The 17,456-nt window shown below is 65.5% G+C and carries 13 protein-coding genes; 7 read left to right on the top strand and 6 right to left on the bottom strand.

Annotated features, from left to right (window positions below):
• The first annotated feature begins 38 nt into the window (after nt 1-38).
• Complete coding sequence (locus AC27VE_RS03330) at nt 39-1,484, top strand: MFS transporter (RefSeq protein ID WP_488703020.1); 1,446 nt, start codon at nt 39-41, stop codon at nt 1,482-1,484.
• Between the two features lie 39 nt (nt 1,485-1,523).
• On the opposite strand, the gene proC is transcribed toward AC27VE_RS03330, so the two are convergent.
• Nucleotides 1,524-2,330, bottom strand: a complete 807-nt coding sequence (gene proC / locus AC27VE_RS03325) for a pyrroline-5-carboxylate reductase (protein WP_006222478.1) — start codon at nt 2,328-2,330, stop codon at nt 1,524-1,526.
• 37 nt (nt 2,331-2,367) lie between these two features.
• Complete coding sequence (locus AC27VE_RS03320; RefSeq protein ID WP_488703019.1) at nt 2,368-3,501, bottom strand: alpha-hydroxy acid oxidase; 1,134 nt, start codon at nt 3,499-3,501, stop codon at nt 2,368-2,370.
• 358 nt (nt 3,502-3,859) lie between these two features.
• Here AC27VE_RS03320 and AC27VE_RS03315 point away from each other — a divergent pair, with 358 nt between their 5' ends.
• Genes AC27VE_RS03315 through dapA form a run of 5 tightly spaced genes read left to right on the top strand, consistent with a single transcriptional unit; the run spans nt 3,860 to nt 10,242 of the window.
• Nucleotides 3,860-5,287, top strand: a complete 1,428-nt coding sequence (locus AC27VE_RS03315) for an FAD-binding oxidoreductase (RefSeq protein ID WP_488703018.1) — start codon at nt 3,860-3,862, stop codon at nt 5,285-5,287.
• Between the two features lie 49 nt (nt 5,288-5,336).
• The gene (locus AC27VE_RS03310; RefSeq protein ID WP_006222481.1) at nt 5,337-6,419 is read left to right on the top strand and encodes an ABC transporter substrate-binding protein; all 1,083 of its coding nucleotides are present in this window, start codon (nt 5,337-5,339) and stop codon (nt 6,417-6,419) included.
• Between the two features lie 20 nt (nt 6,420-6,439).
• Nucleotides 6,440-7,519, top strand: a complete 1,080-nt coding sequence (locus AC27VE_RS03305; protein ID WP_488703017.1) for an ABC transporter ATP-binding protein — start codon at nt 6,440-6,442, stop codon at nt 7,517-7,519.
• 4 nt (nt 7,520-7,523) lie between these two features.
• Nucleotides 7,524-9,299: an ABC transporter permease subunit gene (locus AC27VE_RS03300; RefSeq protein ID WP_488703016.1), complete on the top strand. Its 1,776-nt coding sequence runs from the start codon at nt 7,524-7,526 to the stop codon at nt 9,297-9,299.
• Nucleotides 9,300-9,336: 37 nt separating this feature from the next.
• Nucleotides 9,337-10,242: a 4-hydroxy-tetrahydrodipicolinate synthase gene (dapA, locus tag AC27VE_RS03295; protein WP_088591372.1), complete on the top strand. Its 906-nt coding sequence runs from the start codon at nt 9,337-9,339 to the stop codon at nt 10,240-10,242.
• A 1,406-nt stretch (nt 10,243-11,648) separates the two neighbouring features.
• On the opposite strand, the gene AC27VE_RS03290 is transcribed toward dapA, so the two are convergent.
• The 4 genes from AC27VE_RS03290 to AC27VE_RS03275 all read right to left on the bottom strand — a co-directional run bounded on the left by AC27VE_RS03290 (nt 11,649) and on the right by AC27VE_RS03275 (nt 15,869).
• Nucleotides 11,649-12,476, bottom strand: coding sequence for an IclR family transcriptional regulator (locus AC27VE_RS03290; protein ID WP_006222485.1), 828 nt, complete (start codon nt 12,474-12,476; stop codon nt 11,649-11,651).
• A gap of 130 nt (nt 12,477-12,606) precedes the next feature.
• Nucleotides 12,607-13,392: a phytanoyl-CoA dioxygenase family protein gene (locus AC27VE_RS03285; RefSeq protein ID WP_488703015.1), complete on the bottom strand. Its 786-nt coding sequence runs from the start codon at nt 13,390-13,392 to the stop codon at nt 12,607-12,609.
• A 118-nt stretch (nt 13,393-13,510) separates the two neighbouring features.
• Entirely contained in the window at nt 13,511-14,626 is a 1,116-nt protein-coding gene (locus tag AC27VE_RS03280; RefSeq protein WP_427957996.1) for an AI-2E family transporter, read from the bottom strand.
• 151 nt (nt 14,627-14,777) lie between these two features.
• The gene (locus AC27VE_RS03275) at nt 14,778-15,869 is read right to left on the bottom strand and encodes a LysR family transcriptional regulator (protein ID WP_427957505.1); all 1,092 of its coding nucleotides are present in this window, start codon (nt 15,867-15,869) and stop codon (nt 14,778-14,780) included.
• Nucleotides 15,870-16,256: 387 nt separating this feature from the next.
• Between AC27VE_RS03275 and AC27VE_RS03270 the strand changes: the two genes are divergently transcribed.
• Nucleotides 16,257-17,453 (top strand): efflux RND transporter periplasmic adaptor subunit, encoded by a 1,197-nt coding sequence (locus tag AC27VE_RS03270; protein WP_006222489.1) that lies wholly within the window; start codon nt 16,257-16,259, stop codon nt 17,451-17,453.
• Nucleotides 17,454-17,456 lie beyond the last annotated feature (3 nt).

Here is a 17,456-nt window from a genome sequence, read left to right as displayed (position 1 = left end):
CCCAGAATACCGCCAATCCTGTTTCCGATGGCGTATTCATGACCTCGACCACCCTGCCTTCCCCTTGCGCCCCCCGCGCCCCCGACGCCCCTGCGCTCAGCGCGCTGGGCCTGGCCGTGCTGCTGTCGGGCGGCTTCATCACGATCTTCGACCTGTTCGTGGTGAACGTCGCCATCCCAAGCATGCAGACCACGTTGTCGGCCAGCTTTGCGCAGATCAACTTCATCATCGTCGCCTACGAATTGGCGTATGGCGTGCTGCTGATCGCCGGCAGCCGCTTGGGCGACCGCCACGGGCGCCGCCGCTTGTTCATGCTGGGCATGGCCGGCTTTGCGTTGGCGTCCGCGCTTTGCGGGCTGGCTCCCACGGCCGATACGCTGATCGGCGCGCGCATCTTGCAAGGGATCGCGGCCGCCATGTTGTTCCCGCAGGTGTATGCGCTGATCCGCGTCAGCTACGAAGGCCATGCGCGGCGGCGCGCGTTCGGTTTGATGGGCATGACGCTGGGGCTGGCGGCCATCGCCGGGCAGGTGCTGGGCGGCTGGATCGTGCATGCGGACGTGTTCGGCCTGGCGTGGCGCACCATTTTCCTGATCAACGTGCCGCTGGGCCTGTTGGCGTGGCGCTTGGCTCGCCACATTCCCGAGTCCCGCGAGGCGTCGGCCGCGGCAATGGACTGGCCCGGCGCGGCAATGGTGGGCACGGGGTTGGCCTTGCTGTTGCTGGCATTGATCGAAGGACCGGCGCAGCAGTGGCCGATCTGGACAATCGCTTGCGGTGGCGCATCGGCCGTATTGCTGGCGCTGTTCGTGCGCATGCAGCGCCGCGTGCGGGCCAACGGCGGCGCGCCGCTGGTCGACATGGCTTTGCTGGCGCAACCGCGCTTTGCGGCCGGCTGCCTGCTGGTGATGTTCGTCTTCTCGACCGCCAGTGCGATGTTCCTGTGCTATGCCCTGCTGGTGCAGACCGGCTTCGGCCTGGATGCGCTGACCGCTGGCCTGATTTTCGCGCCGGCCAGCGTGGGCTTCGTGGCGGGGTCGATGGTCGCGCCACGTTTGGTGGCACGCTTTGGCACGGGTGCCATCGCGCTGGCGGCGTTGTTGTATGGCGGGGCCACGGCCGCGCTGATGGTGCACGTGGGCACGGCAGGCGCGGCCTTGGCGCCGTGGTCGCTGGTGCCGGCGCTGGTCTGGCTGGGCGCGGCGCAAGGCGCGGTCAATACGCCGCTGGTGAATCTGGTGCTGGGCCTGGTTGAAGACCGCCAGGCCGGCATGGCGGCAGGCGTGGTGTCGACCTTGCAGCAGGTGGGCGCCGCGTTAGGCGTGTCAGCGGCGGGCATGCTGTTCGGCGGCGCGCTGCACGCGCATGCCGACGCCAGTGCTCCCGAGCGTTATGCGCAGGCATTCGCGTCGGCCATGCAGTTCAACGTGGCGGCGATTGCGGCGTCGGTCATGCTGCTGGGGTGGCTGGGCCGCCGGCACTGAATCGACGCACAGCAGCGAAGCGCCGGCGCGCGGCCTGGACTATCCCGCCGACAGTTCGCGTGCGCGCTGTTCGGCCTTGTGCGCCGCCTGCGTGATCGCGTCTGCGACACCGGCCTCGCGCATATGCGACAACGCGGCGTAGGTAGTGCCGCCCTTGGAAGTGACACGGTCCTGCAGTTCCGTCAGCGGTACGTCCTCGCTGGCGGCCAACCCTGCCGCGCCGCGAAACGCGGACACGGCCAGCCGGCGCGCATCTGTCGCGGAAAAGCCAAGCTCCACCGCGCCTTTTTCCAAGGCGGCCATGAAGTAGAAGACGTAGCCGGGTCCGCTTCCCGTCACGGCGGTCACCGCGTCGATCATGGCTTCGCTGTCTACCCAGATACGTTCGCCCACCGCGGCGAACAAGGCATCCACCTGGCCGCGTTCGGCGTCGCTGCAGGCCGGCGTGGCGTAAAGCCCCGTCATGCCCAGCCCCACCTTGGCGGGTGTGTTCGGCATGGCGCGCACGATGCGCGCATGGCCGCCCAGCCATTCCGACAGCGATGCCAGTTCAACCCCTGCGGCGATGCTGACCACGGTGGCCGCTGCCGACAGATGCTGATGCACCTGGCCGCAAGCCTCGCGCAAAGCCTGCGGCTTGGTGGCCAGCACGCACAACGCCGCATCGGCGATTTCCGGACCGACGCTTTCGCGGCAGTTCAGGCCGCGCGCGAACAGCGCGTCGCGCGTCGGCGCATAGGGCTCGATCACGAGGAAGTCGGACAGTTCGCGGCCCTGGCGCAGCAGGCCGTCGATGATGGCGGAGGCCATGTTGCCGCCGCCGATGAAAACGATCTTTTCTCGCATGTTGCTGTGCTTCCAAAAAAAGGGTGGCAAGACGGGTTCAGCGCTTTCGCACCGCTGCGGCGTCCAGCGCGCCGACGCGGTTACGGCCCAGCAGCCTGAGGGTATTGTCGAGCTCGGTGCGCAGGATGGCCAGGACTTCGTTCGCCCCGGCCGGTCCGCGCCCCGCCAGGCCATACAGCGGCGCTCGGCCCAGCAGCACGGCGCGCGCACCCAGCGCCACCGCCTTGGCGATATCGCTGCCGCGGCGCACGCCGCCGTCCACCAGGATCTCTAGCGACTGCCCGAGTTCCGCGGCGACCTCGGGCAGCACTTCCAGCGGGCACGGCGCGCTTTCCAGCTGACGGCCGCCGTGGTTGGACAGCACGATGCCGTCCACGCCGTGCGCCTGGGCGCGCCGCGCGTCGGCCAGGCCCTGGATGCCTTTGATCACGATACGGCCGCGCCAGTGGCGGCGCAGCCAGGCCACGTCGTTCCAACTCAGCGCCAGGTCCATCTGCCGGCTTAGCGCAGAGGCCTGTTCAGTGATGTTCTCGCGCGCGTTGGAACTGACGGCCAGGTTCTTCAACTGCGGCCCGCCGTGGCGCAACATTTGCCAGCACCAGCCCGGATGCGCCGCCAGATCCAGCAGCAGTTGGCGCGACGGCCGCAGCGGCAGCTTGAATCCATTGCGCTTGTCGTGGTCGCGGTTGCCATGCACCGGCACGTCCACGGTCAAGAACAGCACGGTGTAGCCGTTCTGCCAGGCGCGGTCCATCAGGTGTTCAGCGATGCGGCGGTCGCGCTGCACATACAGCTGCAGCCACAATTCACCGGGCGTGGCGGCGCGTACGTCTTCCAGCAACGAGGTCGACGCGGTGGACAGCACGAACGGCAAACCCGCCTGATGCGCGGCGCGCGCCAGATGCACGTCGGCTTGCGGCCAGAAGAGCCCATTCAAGCCCGTCGGCCCCACGATGGCGGGCATGGCGGCTGACGCCCCCAGCACCGTGGCGTCCAGGCGGCAATCCGTCACGTCCACCAGCACGTCGGGGCGGAATTCCAGGTCGGCGTAGGCCGCCCGGTTGCGGGCAAGGGTCAGGCCGTCTTCCGCTCCGCCCTCCAGGTAATCAAACGCCAGCCGGGGCAGCCGCCTTTGCGCCTGCCGCCGGTAATCCATCACGCTGGGAAGCATGTCCTTCCTTGATTTGCGGGGGCCGAATAGAATTGCATTTCACACGATATGATTGTATTTCGATCATTTTAAAAACCGCAATCCGGGACAGCCACTAGGGGCGAATTCAGCGTGGCAAGGGGTGGACGCGCGACAAGCCTCGGCCAGCAAAGCTTGGCAGAATGCGGGTTTGCGGGGATCACAACAATCCGTCCGCCGCAAGGGACGCCCGTTATCGGACGGATTCACTCTTAGTACATACCCTAGAATCAATTGAAATACGATTATTCAAATCGAAAAGCGATTTAAGTAATCGTATGCTGTGCCTCAATGCGCTCGGACTTCCGTCGAACTCCGAGCCCCATTCGGGACCACAGACATGACCAACGGCATCACCCTGCTAGACGCGTTGACCCAGGCCCTGGGCGCGGACGCCATCCTTCATTCCGACGCCGACACCGCCGGCTACACCGAAGACTGGCGCGGCCGGTACAAGGGCCCGGCGCTGTGCGTCGCCCTGCCGGGCAACACGCAGCAGGTCGCCGACATTGTCCGGCTGTGCAACGCGCACGCCACACCGGTGCTGCCGCAGGGCGGCAATACCAGCCTGTGCGGCGGAGCCGTGCCCGACACCGCCGGCAAGCCGCCCGTCATCGTGAACCTGGCGCGCATGCGGCGGGTCCGCCGGGTCGATGCCGCCAACAACTCCATGGAAGTCGAAGCAGGCTGCGTGCTGGCCACGGTGCACGACGCGGCAGCCGCCGAAGGCCGCCTGTACCCCATCAGCCTGGGCGCCGAAGGCTCGTGCCAGATCGGCGGCACCATCGCCACCAACGCCGGCGGAACGGGCGTGCTGCGCTACGGCAACACGCGCGACAACATCCTGGGCCTGGAAGTGGTGCTGCCCGACGGCACCATCTGGAATGGCCTGACGGCGCTGCGCAAGAACAACACCGGTTTCGACCTTAAACACCTGTTCATCGGCGCCGAAGGCACGATGGGCATCGTCACCGCCGCCGTGCTGAAGCTGCACCCGCTGCCCACGGCGCACGCCGTGGCCTGGATGGCACCGGACAGCCCGCAGGCCGCACTCGAGATCCTGGGCCTGTTCCAACGCGCGTGCGGCTCGCGCCTGTCGGCCTTTGAAATGATCGACAGCAACCAGTTGGACATCGTGATGGCGCACGTGCCGGGCCGCAAGAATCCGCTGGCGGGCGCGCATCCCTGGCATGTGCTGGTGGAACTGTCCGACACCGGCAACGGCGCCGAACTGCAAGACCTGCTGCAGCAGATCCTGGAACAAGCGTCTGAGCTCGGCCTGCTGCACGATGCCGTCGTGGCCAGCAACGACACGCAGCGCGCCGCGCTCTGGGAAGTGCGCCACAGCGTGTCCGAAGGCAACAAGAAGGCGGGCGTGGGCCTGACCACCGACAGCGCGGTGCCAGTCTCCAGCGTGCCGCGTTTCATCGATGAGGCCACGGCGGCCGTGCGCCGCCTGGTGCCCGGCCTGCCCGTGCTGATCGTGGCCCACCTGGGCGACGGCAACGTGCACTTCATTCCGTTCTTCACGTTCGACGCCTGGAACGCCCTGCCCGACCGCGACACGATGGCGGCCGACATCCGGCGCGCCGTCAACGACGTGGCGGACGCGCTGGGCGGCACCTTCAGCGCCGAACATGGCGTGGGCCGCACGTCGCTGGCCGAAATGGCGCACTACAAGTCGCCCGTCGAACTGGCGATGATGCGCGCCCTGAAATCCACCTTCGATCCCGCCAACCTTTTCAACCCCGGCCGCTTGCTGCCTTGAGCCGTCGTTCTTGATCCGTAGTCCCTGACCCGACCCGCAGGAGTCTTCCATGAAATCGACCTCCCACAACGCTTCGCGCCGCAGCGCGCTGAAAACCGTTGCCGCCGGCGCCGCCGCGCTGGCCATGCCCATGATCTGGACGCCGTCGCGTGCGGCGTCCAAGCGCATCGTCGTGCGCGACGACGGCGGCATCTACAGCAAGGCGTATGGCGCCGTGTTCTACAAGCCGTTCACGGAAGCCACCGGCATCCAGGTCGTGGGCGTGCAGGCCAACGCCGAGCCCACCGCGCAGATCCGCAGCATGGTGGACACCGGCAACTACACCTGGGACATGGCCAAGATCAGCCAGCCCGCCATCCTGATGCTGACCGAAGGCGGCAAGGTGTACCTGGAAAAGCACGGCCTGGAATCCGATCCCGTCGTGGCCACCATTCCCAAGCAATACATGTCGCCGTACGGGGTGGGCAACAACGTCTACACCACCGTGCTGGCCTACCGCACCGACGCGTTCAAGGGCCGCCGCGCCCCGGCGTCGTGGGCCGACTTCTGGAACGTGAAAGACATCCCCGGCCGCCGCGGCCTGCGCAAGCACCCCTTCGACACCATCGAAGAAGCGCTGATGGCCGACGGCGTGCCGACGGATAAGGTCTACCCGTGCGACATCGACCGCGCGCTGGCCAGCCTGGACAAGGTCAAGCCGTCGGTGGACGTGTGGTGGAACACGGGCGCCCAGGTCGAACAGATGCTGGGCTCGGGCGAAGTCGACATGATCGCCACCTGGGTGTCGCGTGCGCAATCGGCGATTGCCAACGGCGCGCCGGTGCAGATCGTCTGGGACCAAAACATCTGGGGCTGCGACAACTGGTCCATCCTGAAAGGCACGCCCAACGCCGACGCCTGCCGCGAATTCATCAAGTTCGCGTCCGACCCCAAGCGGCAGGCTGCATTGGTTGAATTCTTTGCCGCCGGCGTGACGCAACCCGCTGCCTTCGACTACATCAAGGCCGACGTGGCGCGCAATTGCCCGACCCACCCCGACAACATCAAGACCGGCCTGCACATCAACGCGGCGTACTGGCTGGACAAGCAGCGCGACGTGCTCGAGCGCTTCAACGGCTGGGTCCTGAAGTAATTCTTTTCTGAATGAACACCATGTCTTCTTCCAATCTGCAAATCTCGGGCCTGGGCAAACGCTACGGCGACTTCGTCGCCCTGGCGCCCACGCACCTGGACGTCGCCCGCGGCGAATTCCTGACCCTGCTGGGTCCGTCCGGCTCCGGCAAGACCACCCTGCTGAGCCTGATCGCCGGCCTGGCGCAGCCCGACGAGGGCCGCGTGCTGATCGACGGCGCCGATGTCACCTACGGCGCGCCGTATGAACGGGATATCGGCATGGTGTTCCAGAACTATGCGCTGTTCCCGCACATGAGCATCGAGGAGAACATCGCGTTCCCCTTGAAGATGCGCAAGGTGCCGGCGGCCGAAGCGCGCCGCCGCGCGCACGAAGCGCTGGAGATGGTGCGCCTGCCGCATGTGGCGACGCGCCTGCCGCGCGAACTCTCCGGCGGCCAGCAGCAGCGCATTGCGCTCGCGCGCTGCATGGTCTACCGCCCGGCCATCATCCTGATGGATGAACCGCTTGGCGCGCTGGACAAGAAGCTGCGCGACCAGATGCAGCTTGAGATCAAACGTATCCACCGCGAACTGGGCACCACCATCGTGTACGTGACGCACGACCAGGAAGAAGCCATGACCATGTCCGACCGCATCTGCCTGATGAATGGCGGCGCGATCGAACAGCTGGGCACGCCGGCTGATCTGTACTTCCGCCCCCGCACGCTGTTCGTCGCCGATTTCCTGGGCGAGTCGAACCTGCTGCAGGGCGAAGTCGCGTCGGTGGACGGCGAGACGCTGACGGTCAAGCTGGCCCATCAGGGCGTGACCGGGCAGGCGCTGTCCAACGGCGCCCCCATCAAGGCCGGCCAAAAAGTCACGGTGATGCTGCGCCCGCAGAACTTGCGCGTGGGCACCACCGGCCCGGGCCTGACCGGCAAGCTGCTGGACGTGATGGTGACGGGCAGCCTGACCAAGCTGTACCTGGATTCCGGCGTGGCGGATGCCGCGCCGATCGTCGTGGCTTACCCCACGCAGCGCGAGGCCGAGCAGTACGCGATCGGCCAGCCGCTGACGGTCAGTTGGCAAGCCGCAGACGCGGTGGCCATTGCGGAGTGAACGCATGACAACCCTTGCCAATCCCCGCAAGCGCATGAGCCCGGGCCGCCGCCATTTTCTGATGGCGGCCCCGCTGGTCGTGCTGCTGCTGGTGCTGCTGATCTACCCGGTCGGCCAGTTGCTGCTGTTGAGCTTCGTCGGCGACCAGGGTTTTACCCTGACGCAATACCACCGGCTGTTCGAATCGTCGGTCTACGTGAACGTGCTGCTGATCACGTTGAAGATTTCGTTGTGGACGACGTTCTTCTCGGTAGTGGCGGGCTACCCCGTGGCCTACCTGATCTCCAGCCTGTCGGCCAAGCGCAAGACCTCGCTGCTGTTCTGGGTGCTGCTGTCGTTCTGGACCAGCTTCCTGGTGCGCACCTTCGCCTGGGTCGTGCTGCTGGGCCGCAACGGCGTGGTCAACCAGCTGCTGCAGGCGCTTGGCATCCTGGATGCGCCGGCCAATCTGCTCTACAACTTCGGCAGCGTGCTGGTGGGCATGGTGCATGCGCTGATGCCGCTGGCGGTGCTGACGATGCTGTCCGTCATGGAGAACATCGACCGCAACCTGCCGCGCGCCGCGTCCACGCTGGGCGCGCGCCCCGGCACGGCCTTCTGGAAGATCTATTTCCCGCTGTCGATGCCCGGCGTGGCGGCCGCCGCCATCATGGTGTTCGTGACGGCCATCGGCTTCTTCATCACGCCCGCGCTGCTGGGCGGACGCAAGGAAACGATGATCACGCAGATCATCATCGACCAGGTCCAGCAAACCATGAACTGGGAGTTCGCCGGCGCGGTGTCGGTGCTGCTGCTGGTGGTGGTGCTGGTGGTCTTCGCCATCTACGACAAGGTGCTGGGCCTGTCGACCATGACGGGCGGCGCGTCCACCCGCGTACGCACTTCCGGCCGCGAAAGCCTGTCGCGCCGCGCGGGCGATGCGGTACTGACCGTGCTGGCCAACGTGTCCGACGCGCTGTTCGCGCTGCTGCCCAAGCGTCTGCGCCGTTCGGTGTCGGGTACCGGCCAGTCGCGCACCTTGTGGTGGATCGTGCTGGGCATACTGGCCTTTCTGAGCGCCCCCGCGTTCCTGATGATCCCGTTGTCGTTCGATTCGGGCTCCGGCCTGACGTGGCCGCCCAAGGGCTTTTCGCTGCAGTGGTACGAACAGATGTTCACCTCGCCCGTGTGGATGCAGGCGATCACCCGTTCGTTGATCGTGGGCGTGGGCACCGGCCTGCTGGCCATGCTGATCGGCACGCCCGCCGCCTTCCTGCTGGTGCGCGCCAACATGCGCGGCAAGTCGGCGATGCTGGCTTTCGTGCTGTCGCCGATTGTCGTGCCACGCATGATCATCGCGGTGGGCATGTTCTATTTCTTCGCCCGCGTGGGCCTGGTGGGTTCCACCATCGGCCTGATCCTCGCGCATACGGTCGTTGCCGTGCCGTACGTGGTGATCACCATGATGGCGGTGCTGCGCAACTACGACACGCGCCTGGACCTGGCCGCGCAAAGCCTGGGCGCGGGCCCCTGGGCCACGCTGCGCTTCGTGACCTTCCCCATCCTGGGGGCCGGCCTGATGTCGTCGTTCCTGTTCGCATTCGCGACCTCGTTCGATGAACTGACGATTGCGCTGTTCGCCTCGGGCGGCCTGAACGCCACCTTGCCCAAGCAGTTCTGGGACGAAGTGACGCTGCAGATTTCCCCGGTGATCGCCGCCGTCTCCACTTGCCTCTTCATCTTCATTGCCGCGCTGATCTGGCTGGCCGACCGGCTGCGCCGCCGCAGCCTGGCCAACTGATCCATGCGCGCTTGTTTTACCTCTTAGGATTCGCAACATGCTGAACGCAACCCATCTTCGCGGTGTCTTCCCCGCCATCCCGACCCCGGTCAACGCGGACGACACCATCAACGTCCCGGCGGCCCGCGCGCTGATCGCCTACCTGCTCAAGCAAGGTATCGACGGCATCGTGCCGTTGGGCGGCACGGGCGAATACGGCGCACTGCCCCGCGCCGAACGCATCCGCATGTGCAAGCTGACGGTGGAAGCCATCGAAGGCCGCGTGCCGGTGATCCCCGGCGTACTGGACCCCGGCTTTCACGACGCCCTGCAGGCCGGCCAGGAATTCGCCGACGCCGGCGCCGACGCGCTGATGGTGTTGACCCCCTACTACACGACCCCGACGCAAGCCGGCATCCGCGACTACTTCCTGCGCTACGCAGACGCCTCGCCGCTGCCCGTGATGATCTACGAGATCCCGTACCGCACGCGCATCGCGATCGCCCCGGAAGTGCTGCACGAACTGTCGCGCCACGAGAACATCATCGGGATGAAGGCATGCAACACCGACATGTACCATTTCTTGCGTACGGTGGCGGGCGTGGACGAATCGTTTGCGGTGTTCAGCGGCGAAGACACGCTGCTGCCGGTACATCTGGCTGCCGGCGCGCGCGGCGGCATCGTGGTGACGGCAAGCCTGTTGCCGACGGCGTGGCGGAAGGTTTACGCGTTGGCGGCCGAAGGACGCACGCGGGAGTCGATGGCGTTGCATCGCCGTTTGATTCCGCTGATGAATCTGGCGTTTGCGGAAACGAATCCGGGTCCGATGAAGTCGGTCATGGATTTGATCGGCGTGAATGCGCCTGAAGTCCTGGATCCCTTGGTGGCGCCGGCAGACAACTTACAGGCGGCTTTGCGGGCGGAGTTGGCGCCGTTGCTGGCGGAGTTTGAGGGGGTGGTTTAGGGCTAGGTTTTTGGTTTTTGGTTTTTGGTTTTTGGTTTTTGGTTTTTGGGGAAGGATCGCTGTTTTGCGGTCCTTTTTCTTTTTTGGTTGGTGGTTCTTTAGACGCCCGTCGTGGTGGTCCCCTGGGGGGTGCGGGTCAACGATTGCGGTCCGGAGCCTTCGCTCCGGACTCGCCTCGGCGGCCCCCCCCATCGTCATCTTCGTCACTGCCTGCGGCAGTTCCTTCAGATTCCCTCGGGCTTATCGACTCCCCGCACCCCCCAGGGGACCATCACGACGGGCTCTGGCAATGGCAATCTCACGTCGGCTGGGTAGGACGGTGTGCTTAGGGTTCTCTCCACCCGTGTTGGGTGGTGGAGAATCTTGCGGTGCCCGCTCCCGGCCGGCCGCGCGGGCGGCCTTTGGGAGCTTACGCAGTGTCTTGCGTCGTGTTGGGTGTCGCTTCGCGTGTGGGTGGTGTTGTTTGTCTTCGTACGATGCGTCGCGTTGATTGTCTTCGTACGATGCGTCGCGTTGTTATCTACGTAGGATGGGTGGAGTGCGTTCCGGTGGGCCAAAGCACACGAACGTTTGTCGCACGTAACCCATCGTCTTCGCATGCCACCAGATGGGTTGCGCGCGATGAACATGTGCGTTCTAACATCGGCTTTGCCGCGCTCCACCCATCCTACGAACGCGAGTCCAGGTAGGCACAAGCGAGTCCAGGTAGACACAAACATAAGGCCCCAAACGTAGCCGATCGTCGTCACGTGCCGCCAGATGAGTTGCGCGCGGCGGACGTCGCCGTCCTAGCGTCAAGTTTGCCGCGCCCCCATCGAATACGAAAAAACAAATACCACTCGGCTCGTCAGACAAGCGACAGTGTGAAGCGCACGGCGGTCGTCCTGTTAGACGGGTGGCGCGCGTACGGGTCTCGATCAGCACGCCGCTGTTTGCCGCGCGCCACCCGTCGCTCCACCCCTCCCCCAGTGACTGCGAGACCCTTAGCAAGCCCCTCCCCACCCGCGCGCAAGCGACCACCGCCACGACGCACCAGTGACGCGTAAGCCGATTGCGCGCCGCCCGCGCGGCCGCAATCGGCGGGCCACGCACATCTCGTCAGTAAGTAGCAATCTAGCAGCGCGGAAACCAAGACAGCGCCAGCCCGTCGGCGGGGTCGGGCTGATGGCGCGCAACCTTGATGCGCCCGAGGGAATCCGAAGGGAGCCGCAGGCGGACGAGGATGACAACGGGGAAGTCCGGAGCGAAGGCTCCGGACCGCAATCGTGGGCGCGCGCCATCCGCCCGACCCCGCCGACGGGCGACCCACGAAGCCCCATCAAGACGCACCAACGAAGCTCCATCCAGACGTACCGACGAAACTCCATCGAGACACACTGACGAACCTTCGACCAGCCCCCCCGCCCCTACCTCGAATAAGCAGAAAACTTGGACTTAGAAATCGAAGTTGCCGCCACCTGCACATGCGGCGCCAGTTCTGCTTCTACCCTCGCCACGGTCCACCGCGTTGTCGGCACGGAAATATTGATTGCCGCCACGGCCAATCCACGATGATCGATAACCGGCGCAGCCACCGAAATATCCCCCAACACGGTCTCGTTCACGATGATCGCGTAGCCTTTCTCGGCCACGCGTTGCACGCGGTCCAGCAGCTTCTCGGGGTTCACTTCGGTATACGGCGTAATCGCTTCCAGCCGCGTCTGCGCCAGGATCTCGCGCCGGTGTTCGTCTGACAGCCGGGACAGAATCGCCGTCCCCGACGCCGTGAAGAATGCCGGCAGGCGGCTGCCCACGGCGATGTCCACATTCACCAGATGGTGGCCTGGAAAGCGTGCCACGAAAACGATCTCGTGGCCGTCCAGTTCCTGCAGGTTCGTCGTCTCGCCCAGCGTCCGGCTGATGTCCAGCAGATACGGCGACGCCTTGTCGATCAGCTCGTTCGCGCGCACGTAGTTGTACGAGAACTGCAGCACCTTCGGCGTCAGGCCGTAGTTGCGCGTTTCGGGGATGCGGCGCAGATAACCCAGCGTCTCCAGCGTGTAGACCAGGCGCTGCGTCGCGCTGCGGTCCAGGCCGGAAGCGCGTGCGATATCGGCCAGCGTCATGTGGCGTTTCGAACCGTCGAACGCGTGCAGCACCTGAAAGGCTTTTTCAGTGGAACCGACAAACAGCGAAGACCGGGTCTCGGTCGGCGCCTGCGGGTTTTCCGTGTCGTCGGGGGTGGATTTGCGCACAGGGAACAGCCTATTGAGTTCTAGGGATGCTGCGCAAGAATCATCGCGACGTAGGAATTTGCCGGCCCATCGTCGCGTAGTGCGCTTACTTTAATTGTAATTCAATTATTAATAGCAAATATCAATTACTTTAAGCGCTTTCGGCAACCGGTTTTCCCAAAGGCACGCCCGGCTGCGAGGCCGATCGCGTGCCCGGCAGCGGATGGCACGATTGCGGGTGATAGGTGTGCACCACCGACAGCTTCACGCGGTCGCTGCGATTGCCCTGCGCCGCGTGCAGCGTGCGGCAATGGAAGAACACCACGTCGCCGGCCTCGAGTTCCGGGCAGACCGCCTGTGCGATCCATTCGGCGTTTTGCGGCGCGTCGTCGCGGAAGAATTTCTTGTCGTCGAACTGATCGGGCGTGAATACCGCCGCATGCGAACCCGGGATGAAAGACAGCCCGCCGTTCTCGCGCTTTTCCGGCCCCAGGGCAAGCCAACAGGACACCAGGTCGGTATCGGAAAACGACCAATACCGGATGTCCTGATGCCAGCCCGTCAAGCTGCCGTAGGCCGGATGCTTGGTCATCACGCAGTTGTGGTGCACCGTGGACAGCACGGCGGGTTCGCCGAAGTAGCTGGCCAGCCATTGGCCGATGCGCGGGTCGGTCGCCCATTGGGCAAACAGCGGATCGCGCGCATAGGCGCTAAGCAGACGGCGCACCGTCAGCCCGCCTTCGGCGGCGCGCGACTCGGGCGAGCCGGGGTAGCGCAGGTCGGCTTCGTATTCGATGGGGGCCACGTGCTCATGCAAATGGCGTTCGGCCAGCGCGCGCAGCGCCGCCAACTGGTCCGCGCCAACGAATTGGCGCGCCACCACAAACCCCTGCTTGCGCAGGACGGCTATCTGATCATCAGGCAGTAACCCGGACATCTCGATCCTCACACCCCGCGGCGGTTGCGAAGCGTCTGCGTGCGGGGCAGGCGCGTACCGGTCAAACGCCGGTATACGCGGGGATGGCTAGATTACCAAAGCGCCGGGCGCGCCGGCGTCAGGCGGTAGGTGTTTTTTCAACCGGCGGAACAATAGGGGGATGCAGGCGCGCGGCGTCGCGCTCTTGCACTTCGTGATGCACCCATTCGCGCCATACCGCCACCAGCAAGGCCATCAGCACGGGGCCGACGAACAACCCCACAATGCCCATGGTCTTCACGCCGCCCACCAGGCCAAAGAAGGTCGGCAGGAACGGCAGCTTGACCGGGCCGCCCACCAGGCGCGGACGCAGGGTCTTGTCGACGATGAAGAGTTCGACGCTGCCCCAGACCATCAGCGCAATACCCGCGACCAAGTGGCCGGAGCCCACCAGGTACAGCGACACCAAGGTGAACGACAGCGGCGCGCCGCCGGGGATCAGTGCCATGAAGCCTGTGACCACGCCCAGCAGCACGGGCGACGGCACGCCCGCCACCCAGTACGCGATGCCCAGCACCAGGCCCTCGCCCAAGGCGATCAGGCCCATGCCCGTGACGGTGGAGTTGATGGTGGCCGGCACCACGCGCGAAAAGCGCTGCCAGCGCGCCGGCAGGATGCGTTCGCCCAGCACGTCCAGCTGGGCCACCATGCGGATGCCGTCCTTATAGACGAAGAACAACGTGATCAGCATGAACAGCACGGTCAGCAGCAGCTGGAACACGTTGCCCGTGGCCGCCAGCACCATGCGGTAGATATTGCCCAGATGTTCGCCGCTGACGGCTTCGACCAGCGCGCCCAGCGCATGGGGCTGGCCGATATACGATTCCCAGTATTGCCCCAGCCGTTCGCCCACCGCCGGCATCGACGTGATCCAGTTGGGCACGGCCACACCGTGGCGGTTGGCCGCGATGGCCCAGGCGAAAAAGGTACTGGCTTCCTTGATCGCGTACGACAGCGCCAGGCTCATCGGCACGATCAGCACGACGATCACCATCAGCAGCGCCAGCGACGCGGCCACTGCCGTGCGGCCGCCGCAACGCACGACCAGGCGCTGGTACAAAGGCCAGCTGGCCAAGCCGATGATGAGTGCCGCAAGCGCGGGGACGAGGAAGCCGCTAAGGAAGTAAACCCCTGCCAACAAGACAAGCAGCAGCAGCCAACGGGCGATCAGGTAAGCGGGTAGAACAGGCTGCATAGAGCGGATCGACAGTAAGGGCGTTGTAGGCTTTGACTGTCGGACTATACAGACGTTTCATGAAATACGAGGGACGCAAGCCCTGTATTTACTACGGGGTTTCCCGTGGTTTCCCGGCGTGGCGGGCCGGCTGGCCCGCCCCCTCCTACGCTTACAGCGCGTATTCGGCCGCCTCTTCGCGCGCGCTGCGACGGCGCGGCGGCGCCGTCTGGAGCAAGGCGGGTTCCATGCCTGGCTGGGGCTGGGGCTGGGGTTGACCCAGGGTCATCGCGCTGGGCATGCCCAACTGGCGCTGATACACGCCGCAGCTGCCGATGGCGGGATCGGTTTCGTCGCGGCCGCTCAGCAACGGGCAGCCGGCGAACAATTCCGCCACCCAGTCGGTGAAGGCGCGCACCTTGGGCGACAACTGGCGGCTTTGCGGATACAGCACCGAGATTGCCGTGGAGCTGGGCTTCCATTGCGGCAGGATTTCGATCAGTTCGCCGGATTGCAGGTGCGGCAAGGCCATATAGCGGGCGACTTGTATCAGGCCGAACCCTTTCAGGCCGCAATCCAGGTACGCGCCGGCTTCGTTCACGGCCACCGTCCCCTTCATGTCCACTTCCTGGTGCTTGCCGTCTACCTTGAAGTCCCAGGCGCAGTTGCGGCCCGTGCGGCTCATGAAGTAATGCACCGCGTGGTGATCGCGCAACGATTCGATCGTTTGCGGCATGCCGTGGCGGGCAATATAGGTGGGCGAAGCGCAGGTGACCGTCTGCAGGGTGCCGATGCGGCGCGCGACCAGGCTGGAATCTTCCAGTTCGCCAGCGCGGATCACGCAGTCCACGGCCTCTTGCACCATATCCACAGGGCGGTCGCCCAGGCCAAGCACCAGCTCGACGTCGGGGTATTTGTCGTGGAAATCACACAATGAGGGGATCAGGATCAGCCGCCCGATGCAGGTCGGGACGTCGATGCGCAGCCGCCCCTTCAGGCGCAGCGCCGCTTCCTGGAAACAGGCCTCGGTCTCTTCGACGTCCGCCAGGATGCGCACGCAATGCTGGTAATAGCCCGCGCCATCCGGCGTCAGGCCGATACGGCGCGTGGTGCGGTTGAGCAGGCGCACGCCCAGAAGGCGTTCGAGGTTCTGGATGATGGTGGTGACGGTGGTGCGCGGAAGCGAAAGGCTGTCGGCCGCCCGGGTGAAGCTATTGGCGTCCACGACGCGCACAAACACCTGCATAGCCTGAAAACGGTCCATGGCGACGGTGTCCTTTTGGGCAAATAAGTCGGGGTGAACGGAGCATAACCCGATTTCGCCGCCGATTAGTCATTTCTGTCGAACAGTGTTGCCGGAATAGAAAGGTTTATCCGGCCCCGCAAAACACTCAGAATGCAAACCATCTTGAAGTGCCCTTGCCTCCCGGCGCCTCCACAGGGCATGTCAATCCTCAGCTTCCGACACCGCAGTGATCCCGCCCCGCCAAGGCGCCCTGCCTAGGAAACGCAACCCTGTTGCATGTTGCATTGCAGCATATGCATATATCCAGCGGACGCTAAGGACTGCCATGCCCCGGACTGCCGGAGCCGCCTCCGCCCCAGGCTCAAACAAGCGCGCTTTCGCCCCTATATCACTCAAGGAAACATCATGGTTTCGCGCAATCGTATCGCTATGCTCGTCGTCTTTGCAGCCGTACTCGCGGCCGGAGGCGGCTATGCCCTGACCCGGGGACCTGCCGGCGGCAATGTCGCCATGGCCCAAGGCGCCCCCGCCGCCACGCCCGTCGAGGTGGCTGAAGTCGTCAGCAAGACCATCGTGGACTGGCAGCGCTATTCCGGCCGCCTGGAGGCCATCGACCGCGTCGACATCCGCCCGCTGGTGTCCGGCACTCTGACGGCCGTGCACTTCCAGGACGGCAGCATCGTCAAGAAGGGCGACGTGCTCTTCACCATCGACCCGCGCCCGTACGCGGCCGAAGTGGACCGCGCCGCCGCCGCCCTGACGGCCGCCAAGGCCCGCGCGTCGTACACCGCCACGGAACTGGCCCGCGGCCAGCGCCTGCTGACGGACAACGCCATCGCCCGCCGCGACTTCGAGGAAAAGCAGAACGCCTCGCGCGAAGCCGCCGCCAACCTGCAGGGCGCGCAAGCCGCCCTGGACTACGCCAAGCTGAATCTGGGCTACACGCGCATTGAAGCGCCGGTGGCTGGCCGCGTGTCGCGCGCCGAAGTCACCGTGGGCAACGTGGTCGCCGCCGGCGCCACGTCGGTGCCGCTGACGACGCTGGTGTCGGTGTCGAAGATGTACGCATCGTTCGACGTGGACGAACAAACCTTCCTCAAGTACGTGAACCCGGCCCGCAACGGCAAGGCAGGCTCGGTCCCGGTCGAACTGGGTCTGGCCAACGAGGACGGCTATTCGCGCACCGGTTACGTGCAGTCGGTCGACAACCGCCTGGACGCCACCTCCGGCACGATCCGCGTGCGCGCCGAGTTCGACAACGCCGACGGTTCGCTCCTGCCCGGCCTGTATGCCCGCGTGCGCCTGGGCGGCAGCGACCCGCGTTCGGCCGTGCTGATCGACGAACGCGCCATCGGCACCGACCAGGACAAGCGCTACGTGCTGGTGCTGGACGACAAGAACCACGCCATCTACCGCCAAGTGAAGCTGGGCGCCAACCAGGAAGGCCTGCGCGTCGTGGACTCGGGGCTTGCCGCCGGTGAGCGCATCGTCGTCAACGGCCTGCAACGCATCCGCCCCGGCGACGCCGTGGCTCCGACCGTCGTGCCCATGGTTGCCGCCAAGGCCGCTCCGGTCAAGACCGCCGCAGCCGACCTGAAGTAAGGC

This window comes from Achromobacter sp. 18P8.1.1 (assembly GCF_057799415.1).
The sequence above is the reverse complement of the archived record's forward strand: the minus strand, read 5'-3'. Positions and strand labels throughout refer to the sequence as shown.

Excerpts from the sequence above, each read along its gene's own strand:
- AC27VE_RS03330 (WP_488703020.1), top strand. The coding sequence starts at position 39 with ATGACCTCGACCACCCTGCCTTCCCCTTGCGCCCCCCGCGCCCCCGAC.
- proC (WP_006222478.1), bottom strand. The coding sequence starts at position 2,330 with ATGCGAGAAAAGATCGTTTTCATCGGCGGCGGCAACATGGCCTCCGCC.
- AC27VE_RS03320 (WP_488703019.1), bottom strand. The coding sequence starts at position 3,501 with ATGCTTCCCAGCGTGATGGATTACCGGCGGCAGGCGCAAAGGCGGCTG.
- AC27VE_RS03315 (WP_488703018.1), top strand. The coding sequence starts at position 3,860 with ATGACCAACGGCATCACCCTGCTAGACGCGTTGACCCAGGCCCTGGGC.
- AC27VE_RS03310 (WP_006222481.1), top strand. The coding sequence starts at position 5,337 with ATGAAATCGACCTCCCACAACGCTTCGCGCCGCAGCGCGCTGAAAACC.
- AC27VE_RS03305 (WP_488703017.1), top strand. The coding sequence starts at position 6,440 with ATGTCTTCTTCCAATCTGCAAATCTCGGGCCTGGGCAAACGCTACGGC.
- AC27VE_RS03300 (WP_488703016.1), top strand. The coding sequence starts at position 7,524 with ATGACAACCCTTGCCAATCCCCGCAAGCGCATGAGCCCGGGCCGCCGC.
- dapA (WP_088591372.1), top strand. The coding sequence starts at position 9,337 with ATGCTGAACGCAACCCATCTTCGCGGTGTCTTCCCCGCCATCCCGACC.
- AC27VE_RS03285 (WP_488703015.1), bottom strand. The coding sequence starts at position 13,392 with ATGTCCGGGTTACTGCCTGATGATCAGATAGCCGTCCTGCGCAAGCAG.
- AC27VE_RS03280 (WP_427957996.1), bottom strand. The coding sequence starts at position 14,626 with ATGCAGCCTGTTCTACCCGCTTACCTGATCGCCCGTTGGCTGCTGCTG.
- AC27VE_RS03275 (WP_427957505.1), bottom strand. The coding sequence starts at position 15,869 with ATGGACCGTTTTCAGGCTATGCAGGTGTTTGTGCGCGTCGTGGACGCC.
- AC27VE_RS03270 (WP_006222489.1), top strand. The coding sequence starts at position 16,257 with ATGGTTTCGCGCAATCGTATCGCTATGCTCGTCGTCTTTGCAGCCGTA.